Source organism: Bradyrhizobium sp. USDA 4473 (genome assembly GCF_054063335.1).
The window spans coordinates 3,404,687-3,422,705 of record NZ_JBSSGE010000001.1; the positions used below are offsets into that span (position 1 = coordinate 3,404,687).

At 57.9% G+C, this 18,019-nt stretch carries 11 protein-coding genes; 5 read left to right on the plus strand and 6 right to left on the minus strand.

The features are described from left to right. Positions 1–453 precede the first annotated feature (453 nt). Together ACVW17_RS15970 and ACVW17_RS15975 are read left to right on the plus strand one after the other, a co-directional pair. Positions 454–2,613 carry a prolyl oligopeptidase family serine peptidase gene (locus ACVW17_RS15970; RefSeq protein WP_456797494.1) on the plus strand — a complete coding sequence of 720 codons (2,160 nt, stop codon included), beginning with the start codon at positions 454–456 and terminating at the stop codon, positions 2,611–2,613. Between the two features lie 380 nt (positions 2,614–2,993). Beyond that, entirely contained in the window at positions 2,994–4,037 is a 1,044-nt protein-coding gene (locus ACVW17_RS15975; protein ID WP_456797495.1) for a LysR substrate-binding domain-containing protein, read from the plus strand. 14 nt (positions 4,038–4,051) lie between these two features. On the opposite strand, the gene ACVW17_RS15980 is transcribed toward ACVW17_RS15975, so the two are convergent. From ACVW17_RS15980 to ACVW17_RS15990, 3 genes are all read right to left on the minus strand, one after another. Next, positions 4,052–4,417: a DUF3088 domain-containing protein gene (locus tag ACVW17_RS15980; RefSeq protein ID WP_456797496.1), complete on the minus strand. Its 366-nt coding sequence runs from the start codon at positions 4,415–4,417 to the stop codon at positions 4,052–4,054. Between the two features lie 16 nt (positions 4,418–4,433). Next, on the minus strand, positions 4,434–5,612 hold the full coding sequence (locus ACVW17_RS15985; protein ID WP_456797497.1) for a hypothetical protein: 1,179 nt from the start codon (positions 5,610–5,612) through the stop codon (positions 4,434–4,436). A 369-nt stretch (positions 5,613–5,981) separates the two neighbouring features. Further along, complete coding sequence (locus ACVW17_RS15990) at positions 5,982–8,222, minus strand: tetratricopeptide repeat protein (RefSeq protein ID WP_456797498.1); 2,241 nt, start codon at positions 8,220–8,222, stop codon at positions 5,982–5,984. A gap of 829 nt (positions 8,223–9,051) precedes the next feature. Between ACVW17_RS15990 and ACVW17_RS15995 the strand changes: the two genes are divergently transcribed. Next, a complete protein-coding gene (locus ACVW17_RS15995) occupies positions 9,052–10,593 on the plus strand; it encodes an acyltransferase family protein (RefSeq protein ID WP_456797499.1) in 1,542 nt (513 codons plus the stop codon). 144 nt (positions 10,594–10,737) lie between these two features. Here ACVW17_RS15995 and ACVW17_RS16000 read toward each other — a convergent pair whose 3' ends face one another. The 3 genes from ACVW17_RS16000 to ACVW17_RS16010 all read right to left on the minus strand — a co-directional run bounded on the left by ACVW17_RS16000 (position 10,738) and on the right by ACVW17_RS16010 (position 15,443). Next, positions 10,738–11,202, minus strand: a complete 465-nt coding sequence (locus tag ACVW17_RS16000; protein ID WP_456797500.1) for a hypothetical protein — start codon at positions 11,200–11,202, stop codon at positions 10,738–10,740. Between the two features lie 317 nt (positions 11,203–11,519). Further along, positions 11,520–13,241: an outer membrane protein gene (locus ACVW17_RS16005; RefSeq protein WP_456797501.1), complete on the minus strand. Its 1,722-nt coding sequence runs from the start codon at positions 13,239–13,241 to the stop codon at positions 11,520–11,522. A gap of 1,986 nt (positions 13,242–15,227) precedes the next feature. Further along, positions 15,228–15,443, minus strand: a complete 216-nt coding sequence (locus ACVW17_RS16010) for a hypothetical protein (protein WP_456797502.1) — start codon at positions 15,441–15,443, stop codon at positions 15,228–15,230. A 1,236-nt stretch (positions 15,444–16,679) separates the two neighbouring features. Between ACVW17_RS16010 and ACVW17_RS16015 the strand changes: the two genes are divergently transcribed. Together ACVW17_RS16015 and ACVW17_RS16020 are read left to right on the plus strand one after the other, a co-directional pair. After that, positions 16,680–17,138, plus strand: coding sequence for an outer membrane protein (locus tag ACVW17_RS16015; RefSeq protein ID WP_456797503.1), 459 nt, complete (start codon positions 16,680–16,682; stop codon positions 17,136–17,138). Positions 17,139–17,189: 51 nt separating this feature from the next. Further along, positions 17,190–17,999, plus strand: coding sequence for an outer membrane protein (locus ACVW17_RS16020; protein WP_456797504.1), 810 nt, complete (start codon positions 17,190–17,192; stop codon positions 17,997–17,999). Positions 18,000–18,019 lie beyond the last annotated feature (20 nt).

An 18,019-nucleotide genomic window follows, 5' to 3' on the forward strand; every position in this document is an offset into this window, starting at 1 on the left:
CGGAGATCGCCATGCACGCAGCCCTTAGCTTGATCGCGAGCTGGCTGCTGATCAACGCACTGTTCTTTGTCGCCACGACCCCAGTCGACAAATCTGCCCGGCGACCAGCCCGGAAGAACTTACCTCATATGTGGAGTTAAGCGTTACGATTGCGGGCAGGCAACGCGTCTGTGTTCCGTTCCTGGCTGGTGAAGATCCGATAATAATGGCAGTGCTGAGAGCTCGGCGCCGCCGAGACTTCAGCGTCTGCTTGGCAACCAGTGTCGGCAAGCGGACATCTCGTGCAGCCCTGAGCGGCTGAAACTTGCGGCTCTTGAGCCGGCACGCAGCTTGCAATGGATGGTCCACGAGGCGGTAGCGCGAGCCGAGCCATGTCATGCGTTGCGTACTTTCCACATCTCCTGCTTGACGTACCGAGCCAGCGTGGCCCTCGACCTCAGCCGGAGCAAGTCCATGAACACATCAGTCCTCTCCACAGCGCTGCTTTCGATTGCCTCCTCCACGGCGCTTTCGGAGGAGCGAACAACTATGGCGGCGCCCGATGATGCATTCCTCTGGCTTGAGGAGATCGAAGGGTCAGACGCATTGGCTTGGGTCCGCGCCGAGAACGAGAAGACGCTCGGGGTGCTCCAATCAGACCCCCGCTATCAACGTTTCTACGAGCAGGCGCTCACCATCTTGCAAGCCAAGGATCGAATTCCATACGTTTCGCTCGGACGGCGCGGGTTGGAGAATTTCTGGAAAGACGAGAAGCAGGTGCGCGGCATCTGGCGGCGCACCACGCTGGAGAGCTATCGTAGCCAGGATCCACAGTGGGAAACCATCCTCGACGTGGACGCCCTGGCTGTCGCCGAGAACAGGAATTGGGTCTTTCACGGTGGCGACTGCCTTCCGCCGGATGAGCGGCTCTGCCTGATCAGTCTTTCCGATGGCGGCAAGGATGCCGAGTCCGTACGCGAGTTCGACTGCGAGGCCAAGGCCTTCGTTGCGGAAGGCTTTTATCTTCCGGAGGGCAAGCAGTACGTCAGCTGGATCGATCGTGACACCCTGCTTGTTGCACGGGACTGGGGCGAGGGCTCTTTGACGCCGGCCGGCTACCCCTTTGTGGTGAAGGAGCTCAAGCGCGGTCAGCCGCTCGGCGAAGCTCGCGAGATCTTTCGGGGCGAGGCTGGCGATGTTGTGACGCAGCCCCTCGTACTTCGTGACAGTGAAGGTCATATTCATGCGACCGGCGCCATCCGCGTGATCAGCTCTTTCGAGCATGAGCATGTGGTTTTCCGGCCCGACGGGCCCGTCAGGCTCAATCTGCCGAAGAAGGCCTCCATCACAGGCCTCATAAGTGACCGTCTGCTTGTGAAGCTTGATGAGGAGTGGACGCCGTCCGGTGATGTCAGCTTCAGTGCCGGCTCGCTGATTTCGTATGACCTGAGCGAATGGAAACAGGATCCGCTGCGCGCCAAAGCCTCGCTCGTCTTCCAGCCTGGGCCGCGCCAGGCCCTGAGCGGGCTAAGCTTCACAAAGAACCTGTTGATCCTGACGATCCTGGACAACGTTCAAAGCAAAGCGTTCGTTTACAAGTACGACCAAGGAGCCTGGTCGGCGACGCCGATCCCACTGCCGGAACATACGAATGTCAGCGTATCGGCCACCTCGGATGACGCGGATCAGGCGATGTTCGCCGTCTCAAGCTATCTCAAGCCAACGTCAGTCTGGTATTTTGATGCCGAAACTCAAGAACTTGAGGAATTAAAGACGACCCCCACCGCCTTTGATGCGTCCAATCATGTCGTAGAGCAGTTCGAGGCGACTTCGCGTGACGGCACGTCAATTCCCTATTCTCTGGTGCGACCGAAGAACGCAAGGTTTGACGGCGCCACTCCGACACTTCTTTATGGTTATGGCGGGTTCCAGGCTTCGCTTCTGCCCTCCTATCTCGGACCCGTGGGACGGCTCTGGCTCGAACAGGGCAATGCCTATGTCGTTGCAAATCTGCGTGGGGGCGGCGAGTTTGGCCCCCAGTGGCATCAAGCAGCCCAGGGGGCAACGAAGCAGACGACGTGGGATGATTTCATCGCCGTTGCCGAGGACCTGATCCGCCGCAAGATCACAAGTCCGCGGCGTCTAGGAGTGATAGGCGGCAGCCAGGGCGGGCTACTCGTCGGCGCCGCAATCACCCAGCGCCCCGAGCTCTTCAACGCGGCGATCATCCAGGTGCCGCTGTTTGACATGCTTCGATACACCAAATTGGGCGCAGGCGCCTCCTGGATCGGCGAGTACGGCGATCCCGCTATCGCCGAGCAGCGCGCGTGGATCGAGGCCTACTCGCCCTATCAGAAGCTGATACCGGGCAAGACCTACCCCGCTCCTTTGATTCTCACCTCCACCAAGGACGATCGCGTGCATCCCGCGCACGGCCGCAAGGCTGCAGCAAAGCTCGCTGCCCTCGGCCAGCCCTACTTCTACTACGAGAACATCGATGGGGGACACAGCGCTGCGGCCAATTTCATCGAAGTGGCGCGTCGACTGGCCCTTGAATACACCTATGCATCGAGGCGGCTTTGTTCTGAAGAACCGACTGAATTCATCAAGCTGGGATGGGACGAAATACACTGAACAGCCAATCGACGGGTAAGCCGCTACGGATTCAAGGGGGCAACCGAAGCAGTTCACACGCCGCCATGGGTGTTCGATTCTCCCTCAACTTTCAGTTCGTCGTGCAAGATGGCTGGCCAGGCGCCTCGCCGGCGAGTGTCGAAGCATTGCGGAGGCGGACTTGCTCATGAGTTGCCATTTCCACGTCAAGCTCGGCTCCGGCTTCTGGACAAATCGTGCCGCAATGAACGCTGTATCCGAATGGATATCGAAGCGAGCTGTGGTTCGGGATCGAGATCCGACCGGGCAGGGAGCGAGGTCCGTTGAGTTCTCCGGCACAGGCCGATCCCGAAAGAGGTCCCAGTCGTGCGCGGCTCCGGCAGTCAGTGACGGCGGTTGTCGTGCTGGAGAAAAAGGCGGAGCACACAGCACGGCTGCACGGCGGCTATCGAAGCCAGAGGCAGGAAAGAAAGATGCGCAAGTTACCGATCCTGAAAAGTCTCCATCTGTTTGAGGCGGTCAGCGAGTTTCCAAGCTTCTCGAGGGCGGCCGAGCGGCTAAACATGACGACCGGCGCGGTAAGCTACCAGATGCGCCTTCTTGAGGATTGGTTCGGCAGGAGGCTATTCATTCGGCACAGTTCGGGCGTGCGGCTGACATCCGACGGCGAACAGCTCAAGCGCAGCTGTGCGAGCGCGTTCACGATGCTCGAGAAAGGATGCTATGAGCTACGAAGGCGCCATGCGGGACGTTCCGTGGTGGTCGGGTGTTCGGCCACTTTTTTGTCGCACGGCCTGTTACCCCGTATAGGTCGGTTCCGCCAACTCCATCAGGACGTTGACCTTCTCTTTGAAACCGAAGGCGATCTTGACGCGCTCGCTGTTGGCGCGTTGGACGTATTGTTTGTCGGCGGCCGGCTGAAGTGGCCGCTTCCTGTCCGCGAGGCGCACGCTTCAAATGAGATGATTGGCCCCGTCTGTGCGCCTGCCACCCTCGAGGCGATCAAGAACCCGAAAGATATTCGATCTATCTCTCTGTTGCACGAGGCCGAGAGGCTGGACGCCTGGAGCGAATGGGCCAGCGCAGCTGCAATATGCTTGCAGGGATCTCGCAAGGTCGTGTTCGATACATTTTCCCTGGCGATGGAGGCGGCAAAAAGTGGGCTGGGAGCCGCGATAGCCTCGCAAATCCTGGTCAGAAGCAACCTTGAGAAAGGAGAGCTTGTAGCTCCATTTGGCTTTGTGCCGGTCAACCGCTCAATCTACATGTTTGTCAATGAGCAAGCGCGAAATAACGCGGCTGTCAAACAGTTTGAGCGCTGGGCGCTGTCAGAAATACTGAGCCGGGATCAACAGCCATCGCCCTTCGAGGCCCCAACTCGGCAGATCAAGCAAGCCGCTCAATCGAAGCTTCCGGATAGGCCCCTGCTGGCATCAAGTCGTTAACGGCCATCATGGGCCTACAAGGTGCGGACTGTTCGAGGGTAAGGCTCTGGAAATCCGTGGCGCGCGGCTAGAAGATGAAGAATTGCAAATGGTTCGTCGACATAGGCGAGGCCGTTCGTGTGCTTCGCATTCTCTGGTAAAGAGCTTCCTTTCTCTAAAATCAGAACTGGCGCGGACTGATGATCCTGCCCAAGCCTCTCGATGAGGGCGGCTCGTGGCCTCGCCCAGGAAATTCGACGGACGTCGAGCCTCGCAGCGCAGCCTGGAAATGCGGACAGCAACCCGTCCAGCAGCAAGCAGTGCCAGCAATAGAATTCCCGTCCTGGAAGGGCCGGATCTGCAAAGGGACGTTCTAAAAGGAACAGCTGATCCCATGGCATGGTCTGGACACCTGATCTAGTGATCGCCAGGACGTGAAGCTTGAGAGCCGCGTGATGTGACCACGGCAACGGCCGCGACCGCAAAAGCAACAAAGGCGCTCGCGGCGCATAGGAGGACGACCATGGCGAAGGAAAGACGATCACCCAAAAGGGACAAAGCAATGCCATTTCCCGCAACGCCGCTATAGGTGCAACCTTGAAATAGCCCCGAAAGGCGACCGGCCCGGTCGGGAGCCACCGAAGAGACCATGTGCGCGTGAGCGGCAGCCGCAAATATTTGGCCAAAGCCAAGCATCACGCTGCTGGACGCGATTGCCACAGACAGACCTGCATCGAGTGACATCATTGCAAGGCACGCCGCAAGCAGCACTGCGGCCCCCGCGATGGTTGGCAAGGCGCCCAACAGCTCGAAAATCGGCTTGACGGTTAGCGCGCCCAGCAAGGCGAAAACACCGTTGCTCATGACGATCGTCAGTAACACGCTCTTGTCGAGAACCCCGTCAGCTGTGGCACGTATCGCGGGATAGACATTGATGATGCCGGCGCCGAGATTGAGCAGAAAGACAGCAAGGAATGCGGGATAGAGTGGTGCCAGGTCCAGGATGGTACCTGAAGGCCGCGCCTCAAGGACTGCCGGTGTCCTTCTGAACTGCTGCTTGATGCCAAGGAGCACGATCAAGGAGAATATGATCGCCGATATGTTGAAGACCAAAACGCCGGGCAGGTGCAATTGATCGGACAGCATGGCACCTGCAAACATTCCCAAGAGATAGGTGAGCCAGTCGATATTGGCGATGTTGCGCAGAACCGAGATCATGCCGTCTTCCGACGTAATACGACGGAAGAAGGAAACTTCCGCAGATAGGTAGACGGGCTGGACCAGGCTCAGGACGGCCATCGCGGCATAGCTCAGAAATGAATCGGCTTCGCCGGTACCGAAGATGGCGAGCAGCGCGCATATGCGAACAGAATTGACGATCATCATGGCTGAGATCGGGTCGCCTCTGTCGACCAGCGGCGACAGCAAGAGGCTCCCCAGCATGATAGGCGCAAAAGTGACCGCAATGCCTATACCCGCGGCGCTCGTGCCGGATTGCAGAAGGCCGATCAGGATACCGATCCGGAACGCCCAGCCGCCGATCTGGATGATCAAATGCGAGAGATAGACGAACTGCCGTGTGCCCGCCCCACTCATTGTTGACCTGGCTCGTCGAGCATCGTCGAGTGGATATCCCTTGACACAAACCCGAAGATGGGTGGCATTGGTCTAGTGAGGTGAAATCGGTGCGATGAGCCTGAGCCCACAAGCGGATGACAAAGCCTCTCGCAATGGGACGACTTGGCAAAAGGCATCATACTTACCTGTCAACTGCTCGCGGAGTTCAATCATTCGCCAGAAAATGCCGGCCAACGCATTCCCCTTGCCGGCTAGCCTCACTTGCAGCGCTTGCCGCAACAACGTTCGCGAGACCCCGTCGAATCTTCCAGTGCAGCACCCATTTCCTTGGCGATTCCTGTTGCGCGCCGCCCGGATTCGATAGCAAGACTGCCATGAGCCGCGAGCTCATCTTGGCTTTGCGGAAGAAACAGAAGCTCGCTCCCGCCGCGAAGCCTGGTCAGCTTGCAGACTTTTCTGGATGTGCTCACGGGTGAGGAGGTAATCTGGATCTCCCCCAATCTCGACGGCGACCGTGGCGTGGTTTAGCGATATATCCGGCCGGCCCTCGTTGAAGTACTCGATGGCGAGATTGTTGTGCGTCGGCGCATGCCGAGGGTTGAGCTCAAGGGCCCGAAGATAGTGCGCGATGCTCTCGTTCGCCTTGCCAAGCTCGGAATAGGCAAGGCCGAGATTGCTCTGCAAATCGGGATTGTTGGGATTGATCTCGGCCGCCGCCAGATAGGACTCCAGAGCAGCGTTCGGCCGATCTTGCCGCAGCAAGATGTTACCCTTCTCGAAGTGAGCTCGCCATTCATTCGGCTTGATGACGAGTGTTCTGTCGAGATCGGCCAGGGCGCCCGCCGCATCTCCCATTCTGTTGCGAAGGGCGGCCCTGTTCAGATGAGCTTCGTAATAGGGTGGGCAAAGCTCGATGGCACGTGCATAGGCCTCGAGAGCCTCAGCGTCCCTTCCGGCTACTTTCGAAAGCAGGTTACCCATGTCATTGTGATACTCTCCATAATAGGGATCGTAGGCAATGGCCTCACGCAACTGCTTCTCGGCCCGGGGAAGCTCGTCGACGAGTTCATAGACCTGGCTGGTGTTGTAGATCAGAATCGACTGGTGAAGCCTGAAGCGCTCGTCGCCATACGCCTTTAGCATCTTGCCAAGGCCTTCCGCGCAAAGGGCGAGGGCTTCCTGATACTTCTCCTGCTTGGCCTTGATGTAGGCATAGGCGTTCTCTGCAAACACCTTGATGTAATCGTACTTGTCATGATTCTTGAAATCACGCTCGATAACTTCCAGGTTTCGCACGGCATATTCTTCGGCCACCGTGAGGTTGACCGGCTGCTGATAGCGTCCATACGTCATTGATTGAGCGTAGAGAACCGTCGGCGTGTATCGGCTCTTTGGGAAGGTTTTGTAGAATTCATCCAGATAGGGAACCGACACCCGCCCGCAGCCAAGCGAATACAGCACAAAAGCCGCGTTGATGAAGGCGGCGTTCACTGGAGCATCTCCCGAGCCGTAGGTGCGAAGCGCAGGATCGGCGACAAGTTCGCCGAAGTAGCTAAACCAGAGATCATACAGGCCGATGCTTTGAAGGATCTGACTCGGCTCTGCAAGTAGTTCCAGACGCTTGAATTTGTCCCGTATCGATAGCGCATGAAGCATCACGAGTGGCGCCTCGCCGGCCAAATAGCGGTCCAGGCGAGCGCGGTGCAACTGCTCGTGCAGATGGTCCGCTGTCGCGTACTCAAAAATTGCATAGTTTCGTTGCGCGATCAGATCAGGCGTCGTGCAATCGGATTCAATGTACGATTTGAGAAGGCTATGCCGTTCCCCGGTGTTGAGGCTCGCCAGATAGAGATCCACGGTCGCGGTCGAATCGAGATAGCCGACGACCGGCAATCCTGCTGCCGCGCATTTGCTCAAAGCCTCCGCAATCAACGGATTGCCGCCGCTTGTCTCATAGATCTGCCGTCGTTTCTCGGCAGGCTGGTCCCGATCAAGGATCGTGCCCAGCTCTTGCGAGCTATATCTGCCGAAATGAACTTCGCTGGCCTCCGGAAGATAGAGGCGTTGTTCGTAATCGATCAGGACAAACCGAAACAGCCGCGCATTGTCGTCCAGCCTGACGAGTAGTTTGATCAGATTCTTGGCCGAGCCGGACAGGGCCGCCGCCCGGTCGATGACGATGATGTGACGCTCGTTGAGCTGTTTGGCACACTTGATCAGGAATTCGGCTAGTCCGACCAGGAGCTTGTTTTGATATTCATGATGGTAGAACCGGGTACGCTCCTCCTTGCTCGAAGTATTGGTGAGATCCTTCGGCACGGTAAAGGCGTCGCTGACCAGGAGGGGGAATAGCCGCTTCAAGGATTGTTGCGCCTCCTCAATCAGTTCGTGCCTATTTTCCTTCGCCCACCTCAGTTCCACGTCGATGAGCGCTTGCAGCCCGGCAAGACAGCCGCCGGTCCGCCAGTCGCCGTCGGTGATGGAGAAGTTGGAATTGGAGCTCGCGAGGGCCGATTTGATCGTCGGCACCGGAGCCATGCCCGCTTCTACCTTCAAAATCGTGATTGGACTGAGCTCGACAGATGATGATATCGCTGGAAGCACGCGCTGCTGGATCAAATCGACCATTATACTCTCCCGAAACCTGTCACAAAGGAGGGTGGTCGATAGGACCACCCTCCGATGCCGCTATGCTTTCATCAGGTAGATGCATTCAAGGCATCCGTCGCACCAGCCTAGAGCGTACCCGTGTACGGAGTGGTGGTGCGGATCGTGGTCTTGATCTCAGCGATCTTCTTTCTCATCGCGTTTTCCTTTCCTTCTCTGGCACGAGGACCAAGCGAAAGCGCAGCCAGTCGTGCAGGAAAAGAATAATGAATTGCTGCGCCGATCCGCAGCGAGATTCGTTGACAGTCGCTGTCAAAAAAAATGAAAGCGCGCGCAGATTGGCGCTACCAAAGGACCCGATCTGTCGTTTGGTCCCGTTGTGACTGGAGGCTGGGATTAATCGTGTGTCGCCAATGCCAGTCTCTTGCTCCGCTCTGACGTGGACTTGCAGCGAAGACCTGTGGCGCCCGAACCTCCGCCTCGTATAGCGAGCAAGTTGGCTGGCCACGGCCCTCCATTCGGGAAGCGGTCGGGGCGGAATGCGCAGTTCAGTGAGCATGTGGTGACTGGTCCAGGGACGCGCCTGGCAGGGCCGGTTAGCGCCAAATATGGGCCTCGAATCCGAACAGCCCCACCAGAAGTCAGAGTTTCAGCGCCAGTCGGCTTCCCAGTAAGGTGCGCGAGCGCTCTGATCAGGATCTGAGCTACCGAAGGAGGCTGGCTGATCGCTTGGCACGCTCGCGCGATGCGACCGGCACTCCTTACCTCTATTGCGCTCTCTCCCCAGCTGCCTGCCTGTGCCATCGATCGCCAGGATTTGTACCGCATTCGCAAATGACGAGCGACATCGATGGCTAAGCAGATACCCGCGCTGACCGGTATCCGGTTTGTCGCGGCAGCAGCGGTGGCCTTGTCTCACGGCGGCAGCGTGTTCCTGCAGGGACCCAGTCTCGCACTCGATATCAGCATCGGGACACTGGGCGTGTTCGGAATGTCCGTCTTCTTCACGCTGAGTGGTTTCGTCATTCAGTATAACTATGGCAGCTCGATCGTGAGCAGCCCGCGGAAAGCGATCCCGGACTTTCTCGTCGCACGCATAGCGCGAATCTATCCGCTGTTTGTTGTTCTCTTTCTCGTAGAATTACTGACCGGACCGATGGTCTGGCCTTGGTTTCTCGGAACTGAGGCGGCCGCTGAGGGATTTTCGTGGCAAATCGTCCCGTTTCAACTCGGGATGATTCAAACGTGGTTCTTCGCAAATGTCGCCGGTGTTGCACCCGTCTGGCAGTACGAAGAGATCGGCATCGTCTCCTGGTCAGTGAGCACTGAATGGTTCTTCTATCTCTTTTTTCCGCTCGTTTGCCCGTTACTTGCGCGGATCAGAACCGTGTCTGCCGCGATCTTGTGCGCGATTGGAGCAGTCACAATCGAGCTCGGCATCGACCTTGTCGTGCTCCTGCTGCAGGGCCGCATCAATCTTTTTGCGCTTCATGCCTATGGGACGGAGGCGGTTCTGCCGAACTGGAAGAACACGCTCATCCTGTGGATCGTCTACTTTTCGCCGTTTTGCAGGGTATGGGAATTCGTCCTCGGCTGTTGTTTGGCGAAGCTCCATGAAGTGTGGTCGGGACAGGATTTCAGACCATCTCGCGCTCTGCTCGACATCGCCGCAATTGTTGGTGTCAGCGCGATAGGCTGGGTGTTCTGGTTTACCGCCCACAAGCCGCCATTTGGGGCGACCATGAGCCTGTTCGATCTTGCACGCAACAATATCGCCCTGGCAGCGCCGGTTGCGCTCATCCTTGTCGCGGCGGCTCAGCCCGTCAGCAGTGTGGGACGATTGTTGTCGGCAAGGTGGCTTGTCTTCTTCGGAGAGGCCAGCTTTGCCCTTTATCTTGTACACATCACCATCTACCGGCGTTTTCCGGTAGTACGCTGGGAAACCGCGACCCAGCTGCTTGGCCATCTCGTCGCGCTCGCTCTTGCTCTTACTCTGTCCACCTGCGTCGCGATCCTGCTGCATTTCGGCTTCGAGGTGCCGGCCCGAAGGCGAATTCGCAGCTGCTATCAGGCGGCCTCGCCGGGACAGCGCAGGCGCCTCGTGCGATTGGGAAGTGTTGGCCTTGCCGCTCTCGTCAGTGCGGCGGCCGCGTATGCGGTGCGGAATGCGGCCGGGGCTACCGTTCCGCGATCTAATATTTCGGTCGTTTCTGCCACGTATGGCGGCAACTGCCGCTGGATCTCGGCGCGCGGCAACGCCACGGCTGCGCTCGCAGCAGCCTGTAACGGCAAGGGCGAATGCACTTTCAATGCAGGCATGGCGCGGATTGGTGATCCTGGTTCTGCAAGGGAGACCGGAGCATTCGCTCCAGAGTCAATGAATGCGCATTAGTAAGTCTCGGCGCGTCGAGCTTCTTGCAAGCCCTGCGCAGAATGGATAGTGCCCAGGATCCTCGACTCCGGCTCATTCCGGGCCGGCAGCGACCCGCTCCCCACAGGCGGAAAGCGTCCTGACCAGGACCTCTTCTACTTTCAGCTATCGCTTCGGTAGTGACGCCGCTATGATTTCAATTTTCGGCACCTTCAGGACGAGGCCCTTTGCAGAATCGCGCGAGAGATCTCCCCTGTAGTCGGTCGTGACTATCCGAATATTCCTTTTGCAGGCGGCAGACAGGACCCTGTCGAGCAGGGCGCAGTCCGTTTTCAGGCTTTCCTGTTCTGCCGCTGGTTCGACAGCCTGGGTGAAAACAACAGGAGCTATTTCGCGCCGATGTGCAATGCAGCGGTAGCCATCAGTCGAGTAGAGGCATCTCACGTTTCGGATCTCGACTAGCCTACCAACGAACGGTTCAAGGGCGACATCGAGGTTGAGGGCGGTCTGACTGGGACTGGCAACGATCTCTTTAAGGTGAGCTGTCCCCAATTTCCTGAGAAGGCGAGCTGTCCTTTGGGCTGCGGCCGCTTTGTCGAAGAACAACAAGCCTTGCTTGTCGTTCTTCACTGGCGCGCAGTCCGTCATTTGCAGACTGGCCCGCCGTACATCGGCTGCCAATGCGGGCGAAGGCGAAGAGAAGATGATTGCGGAGCTACAAAGGTACGAGAACCATCTTTGCTTTTGCATTGGCTGCCGACGGTTCATCTGGATTCATTCTTCCACAAAAAGAAGGCATGAAGGCTGCTCGAAGCTCGACAACGGCCCTCCGTGCGCGGTTCGCCCTGAGGCAGTTGCGGCGCAGCCAACGCGTTGCAGGCTTTCATCGTGTCATCGATTAGATTGTCTAGAAGACTTATGGGGCGCAACCGCGCTTGCAGACCGATTCACTCAAACTTGTAGGACGCCTCTAGGAAGGTGCCCCATCGCTCCATGCTGTACTTCGCGAGTGCAGGGATCTGGACGAGCGTGCCTCGGCCGCTGCAGCCACTGCAGTTGAACATGACATCGCTGTCGTTCTTGGTCCACATTGCCCAGTACCGAGCGCCGACGCCGATACTGAAGTTTCTGCTGAGGAAGTACGACAGCGTTCCTTCGATCTGTACGCCCCCACCACCTTGCCCGCGCTGATGGTAGAAAGTTGTTTCAGGACGGAGGAGATGGTTATCGCGACCGTTAAAGTCGGTCCATGGCAGGTAAGCAACATCTGCGCTCACGCGCCAGTCCTCAAACAGCTTAGTCTCGGCGTTAAGGCCGACGCGCAACGCATCCCAATTGGCATCTTGACTGCCGATGATTTGCTGGACCGGAACCCCGCATGCCCCGTACGGAGAGGCTGTCTGCACGCATCCGATCGAATCCGACTTTTGGCCGAAGTAAGTGCCGCCGATAAAAGCGCCCAGCTTGTAGGTGCTACCGCGCATAAAATCGTAACCGACATCGGCGGTGTAGTACATGAACCGTCCGTTGGCCTGATCTGACAGAGTGTTGCTATAGGCCGTGTTGCCGATGCTCGAGTCCTCGTCGTTCATCCTTCCGTTGTTGAAGCGTCCGATGCCAATGTTGCCTTTCAGGAATATCCCCCAAGGACTATCCAGACGTGCGAAGAGCTCGCCGGAAATGCCGTCCAAGCCGTGATAGGTGAGCCTTGAATTGGGAATGCCGCTATCTCCGGGTATCGGCGGCGGATTCGTGTAGTCCCACTGGAATGTGCCTCTGCTGAGCCAGACCCGCGAGCCCCCTTCGAACGACCAGTCGCTCGTATCGAAAACAGGCTTCATTTTGGCGGCCGCTCGTCCCGGATAGACCGATGCATCGAACCATTCCGCCCCGCTCGCCTCGCCGCCGAAACGGTAATTCAATCCGATCTTTCCGATGTGATAGTTGCTGGACAAGCTGGTTATGCTGGGGGCAATGATGGCAGGGGGCGGGAACTGCGCCGTCGGCGGGGTCGCCAGACGCGTTCCATCGAAGCTCATGTAGTCGTACTCGAATTTGACAGACCAAGCAGATGTAAGCGCTTGCTCAAGGCCGACTCCGACGGTCCAGCCGAAGCGACTATAATCGAACCGCGTTGTATGCTGCGGGAAGCCAGCAAAGCGCCCCTCGAATTCGTTGTTGTTGGCGATGTTGCCTCGGTTGTGTTGCCAGGCCATGCCTGCCTTGATGTAGCCCAGCGTTTGGCCTGTTAGGCCGAAGGCGTAACCCATACGGGCAGTCCCTGTGACAAAGGCGTTTGGACCTGCCTTGCAAGTAGCGATCACAACAGCGCCCGAGAAGGCAAGACAGCTGTTTGTGCCATCGGAGACAGCATGGCTCGCATCGAGTTCGGTGCCGAAAATCCACCTATCCGTTTGCCAGTTGTAGCCGACCTGGCCTCCGGCCAAGAATACGGGGGTGCTGACGATGTCACCATAGATTGATGGGCCGTAGGGATCACTGAAGGATGTCCGGCCATAACCTCCGCCGCCGTGCACGCCAATGTACCCTCCGGTCCAGCTCCACAGTGCAGGCGGGAGCCTCGCCACCGGATCGAGATCCGCAGAATGAGCGACACCGCGTGCGGCAAGTGCAATTGCCGCGCCCCAAACGAAAACTCCAGATCGCATATCACCTCACGAACACGACGTGCGCACCATTCGAACGAACATCAAACAGCCGACGTTGTGATGTCGCTTCCATGCTGTTTGTGGTCTGCAGAATCCATGCCAGTGATCGCGGTTGGCTTTCCAGAGTGTCGACCGCAACATCGTTTACGCGGCAATGCGTAAGACTTTATGTCTGGCTCTGCCGGTCGGTTTGCTCGCCCTACACTGCGCGTCCAGGTGGGGCTCGGGCGAAGCCGCGCCGTTCATCATCACAGGATGAAGAGAATGAAGATCACAGCCTTCACGACTGTCAGGCTGACTACTTGTAGCGCTGGGCGTTCGGACAGACTTGTTATCAACCGGACACCTCCGAATGAGATCAGACGTTAGTGTTTAGCGCCCCCGATCACTGCGGTGATCGGATCGACCGCGCCCTCGAATATCAAGATCAGCTCACCCTGCCTTTCCAGCTGCTCCTATACGTTGGGCAGTTTAGCATCGCCACCTTGGCGGTGCAGCCTTTCTGAGGCAGAGCTTCACCTACACGCTCGTTTTCTCCGATCTCCACTGAGGCGTGTCGGACGGCAAAAAGGTGACGCCGTAATATCCCTCGGTTTTGCGCCAAACCCCTTCGCCCCAAGATGGTCTAGGAGATGCTTCGCTCGTTCAGCAACAGCGTCGGCGGTAAGCGCGGCCGCCGATTCGCGAACGTACTTGTTGAGGTGATGAATTCCTGACCTTCTCTATGGCTCTCCGCTTTCATGCCTGACACCGCTTGGAGCGATAGCAGCATTGTGCCGGTAGCTTCTGATGATCTTTCCATCAGAGCAGCAGCGCAGATAAGCACTTCAGCCGAAGTGGAGCGAGAGTTCATGGTATCCCTGCGGGACCGGCTTGCTTTAGGTCGCCACCGACGGATGAATTGGGTGTCAAGCTGGGCGATGCCGAGGTTGCGCCCATCGCTTCTCTCGGCAAGGCCCCGGGGACCAGTGCGCTATCGCGTCCGTAAGATCACCGAACGGCCTTCCATAGTCCCGACGAGTTGCGTTAAGCTCTCACAATCATGGCGAGAAAGCTTCAAAGGACCGATAGGATAGATCCGGCCATCCTCCCGCGCTTCCGTCGCATACAGGCATGGCGCCGGCTGCGGCTCCAGCGTCTGCTATCTGATCCCAACATCGCTCAAAATGATCCGGGGCGGTATAGGTCCATCAAGGCGGCGCAGCACTACATGGAAGTCTCGATACGCGCCAAAGCCATCCTAATGGGGCTGATAGAGCGCTAAAGCATATGCCGCGCGGGAAGGCAGATTGGTATGACCGTTTTGGAGGACGTTAGTAATCTCGTAAGGTGCCGCGCGCCGGCAGCAATCTGCGATGACTGCATTACAGAGGACCTCAAGCTGTCCGTCCGGCAACATGCAAATCACAAGACCAATGAACTTGCTAAAGCCGCCGGGTTTGACCGACGCATAGACCTATGTTCCCGGTGCAACAAAACCAAAAAGGTGATCCGATATCGCGGGATGTAGGAGAGGGCGCATGTTGAACCTGATCGATTCGACGATAGAAAAGGTCTTTGCGCAAGAAAAGCTAGAGGCGCGGCTTCAAAAGACGTGGCGGGGACAGGAAAAGCGCGTCGTGATTTGGCGTCCGGACAGCCGGCGAATCACCGTGCACCACAACGACCGATACTGGTACGGGTTGCTTCCGCTCGGGTCGCAGGAGATTTCGATCCCCGCCGTTGGTACCCGTTTGGAGGATATCGGGAGGACGGCAATCTTGAAGCTGCTGTCGAATCAGGTTTCTTCGCACAAGATGCCGAGACGGGTGCCGTCTACCTCATGCACGACGGTGGGGTTGGTGGCGGCCGAAGTTGCGCGCTTCGTACAGCTGGCGATCGACTTCAAGGAAGCCGCCGTGAGAGACGACTCCGCACGCGCTCGCTGCACAGCGGCGTCTCGGAACAGACTTCGACGAATTCTCGGGCAAGAAGCGGAGGCGTCGCCTAGAAGAGGTCGAATACGTCTCCCGACATGGCGATATCGTTCGCGCGGTGCACTACTGGCGAGAGCGCAAGCTTCGCAGCAACGGGACCATTTTCAAGGATGGCTATGTTGATCTCGGGGTCCAGGCCGGCGGCGTCTTGCGCGAAATCTACGAGGTGAAGTCGAGTTGCGGGCGGCAGGCGCTCTACACCGCGATCGGGCAAGTCGTAGTTCACGACGGTACCCTTCTGGCGCGGAAGCGAACTTGGCCGGCGCCTGGGGCGTCCGTATGGAGCACATCTTGCGCAACGTGCTCATGGCCGTTCTGGAGCAACCTTCTGCGACGATGCACGATGTGCTGGATGTGATCTCGAATTAGGCGTTCGGCGGCAGTTCGCGATCACTGCAGAATGAAGCGGTGCGCCGCTTCCTTGAGATAGAATTCGAACGATTGTCCTCTGGATGCCGCGCGGACGGCATCGCGCCCATCCAAAACAAAATCGGCGCCTTTCTGACGGACCCCCTGCCGAACCGTATCCTAACCTCCTCGAAGCAGGACTTGCGTCTTAGGCAGGCGATGGATGATGGCAAGGTCCTCATCGTAAACCTTGCAAAGGGTCGGATCGGAGACGACACCTCTTCCCTGCTTGGTGGGCTCCTTGTCACCATGATCGGGCTCGCAGCGTACACGCGCGCTGATTGTCCTCCGACTCGTCGGCGAGAGTTCTTCGTATACGTCGACGAATTTCAGAGCTTCACGACGCTCGCGCTCGCGAACATGCTCTCGGAACTGCGCAAGTATCGGGTTAGGTTTACGGTCGCCCATCAGTACCTGCATCAACCTCGATCCGAATATTCGGTATGCCGTTCTCGGCAGGGACCATCATTTCGTTCCGAGCAGGCGGCGAGGATGCGCGATACGTCGCCCGCGAGTGTCAATCCCGTTTTGACGCGATTGAGTCCCTCGACCTCGAAAATCACCACATGTATCTCAAGCTCATGATCGACGGCATGTCGAGTCGGCCATTCAGCGTGGAGACGATACGAGCGCAACAGTGAAGCGGAGCTTCGCTTGCTCATAAGATGGCTTTCTTATCACGTTACTCCGAAACTAGTTGGTCGATACCCCGCTTTGCCGCGCGCCCCCTCCACGAAATGCGAATGTCGCGCATTGGGCCTGCCTCGCACATTCACTGCGCGATGGTGAGATCGTCGGGCGCTTCGATGGTCAGACTCCAGACCATTGTCACTAAGGTGACGCGACACACTCTCAAGAAATGCCGGCACAGCATACGAATTTGGCTCGGCACGGGGCTTGCTCCGTTCAGAGCATCATCACCAGTCGCAGTATGGTGATCGTCGGGTCCGACTTGGCGCGGGCAGCGGTAGTGTCTGGTCTGCCCCAACGATTTGCCGTGCGACGAGAACTTAAGGAGCCGAATTATGGACCGGGAAGTGCAGGGCAACCTTTGATGCGATCGAGAATTATTGTTTGTGGTGCGACAACAATTGCGCTGGTCGCAAGCAGCGCAGCCAAGGCGGCGGACCTTGAGCCACAACTGAAACTGCCAGCGGCGGTGTGGAACTGGTCGGGCGGCTATATTGGCGGACACGTCGGCGGTGGGTACGGCCGAACCTCCTTCAGCAATCCCCGTGGTCCATCAATCTACGGCGGCATCGTCGATACCCCGACGTTCCTTGCAGGTGGTCAGATCGGCTACAACTGGCAGAAGAACCGCTGGGTATTTGGCATCGAACTGGATGCCAGCGGTGCTGTCTCCGACGGCACAAATACTTGCCTAGCCCCTTCCGGCTTCGTTGTGAGCGCGAACTGCAAGGCAGGTCCGAACCTCTTTGCCAGCGGGACCGGTCGCGCTGGTTACGCCTTTGGCGCGCTCGGGCACACGCTGGCCTATCTCAAGGCAGGCTAGCCTGGCAAAACAATCGGGGCGACGTCGTCAACAACGTCCGAAGGCGGCGACATGCCACAGGAGAAAACGCATTTCGACTACGGTCGCGTTGGTGGTGTCATCGGGCTGGGCGTCGAGCAAGCCCTTACGCCTGCAGGGTCGGTGAACGTTGAGTATGACTATTGGCATTTTGGCGGGCCTGGTGTCGCGACCGCTGCGACAGTACAGTACCCGTCTGCTATTCTGCCGCCGAACACAACCAACCTGTCCAGCAACTATCACATCGGAAAGATTGGTCTGAACTACCATTTTGACGCGGACCCAAAAGCGACGGAATGGTCCAATGCGCCGCTGTACGCGAAGTCAGCCAGCAACGTATCGCCCATTCCCTACGCGTCCGGCTGGTCATTCGAAGGCGGCTCGCGGCTCTGGTTGAGCCGAGGACGATTCCAGTGGGACCACAGCGCAGTGCCCCATGACTGGCCGGATGAGCCCAGCATGCTCATATCGAGGCTCACTTATCACGGACTGGATGGACTGTCCGGGGAGTTATTCGGCCGCCTTGATAGCCCTTGGGGAGTGTTCTTGAAGAGCAATATTGGTCTTGGGCAGTTCAACAAAGGAAACATGAACGATGAAGATTGGGGCGGCTCGTATGTCAACACGATATCAGGGCAAGCAAATGGACGGTTCACCTATTACACGAGTGACGTCGGTTACGATTTCCTGCGCGGCTGCGACTTCAAGGTTGGTGGATTTATGGGCTGGACCTACTATGGCCAGAGTTCGGACTCGATACGATGCGTGGAGGTGGCCAACCCGCTGTCTTCATGTTTAATGCCTGGAGACAGAACGGTCGTCGGCGGCGAGGATACTCAATGAAATGCGCCTCGGATCGGCCT

Bases quoted from the DNA above. Each gene is read 5' to 3' on its own strand.
- ACVW17_RS15970 (WP_456797494.1), top strand. From the start codon at position 454: ATGAACACATCAGTCCTCTCCACAGCGCTGCTTTCGATTGCCTCCTCC.
- ACVW17_RS15980 (WP_456797496.1), bottom strand. From the start codon at position 4,417: ATGCCATGGGATCAGCTGTTCCTTTTAGAACGTCCCTTTGCAGATCCG.
- ACVW17_RS15985 (WP_456797497.1), bottom strand. From the start codon at position 5,612: ATGAGTGGGGCGGGCACACGGCAGTTCGTCTATCTCTCGCATTTGATC.
- ACVW17_RS15990 (WP_456797498.1), bottom strand. From the start codon at position 8,222: ATGGTCGATTTGATCCAGCAGCGCGTGCTTCCAGCGATATCATCATCT.
- ACVW17_RS15995 (WP_456797499.1), top strand. From the start codon at position 9,052: ATGGCTAAGCAGATACCCGCGCTGACCGGTATCCGGTTTGTCGCGGCA.
- ACVW17_RS16005 (WP_456797501.1), bottom strand. From the start codon at position 13,241: ATGCGATCTGGAGTTTTCGTTTGGGGCGCGGCAATTGCACTTGCCGCA.
- ACVW17_RS16015 (WP_456797503.1), top strand. From the start codon at position 16,680: ATGCGATCGAGAATTATTGTTTGTGGTGCGACAACAATTGCGCTGGTC.
- ACVW17_RS16020 (WP_456797504.1), top strand. From the start codon at position 17,190: ATGCCACAGGAGAAAACGCATTTCGACTACGGTCGCGTTGGTGGTGTC.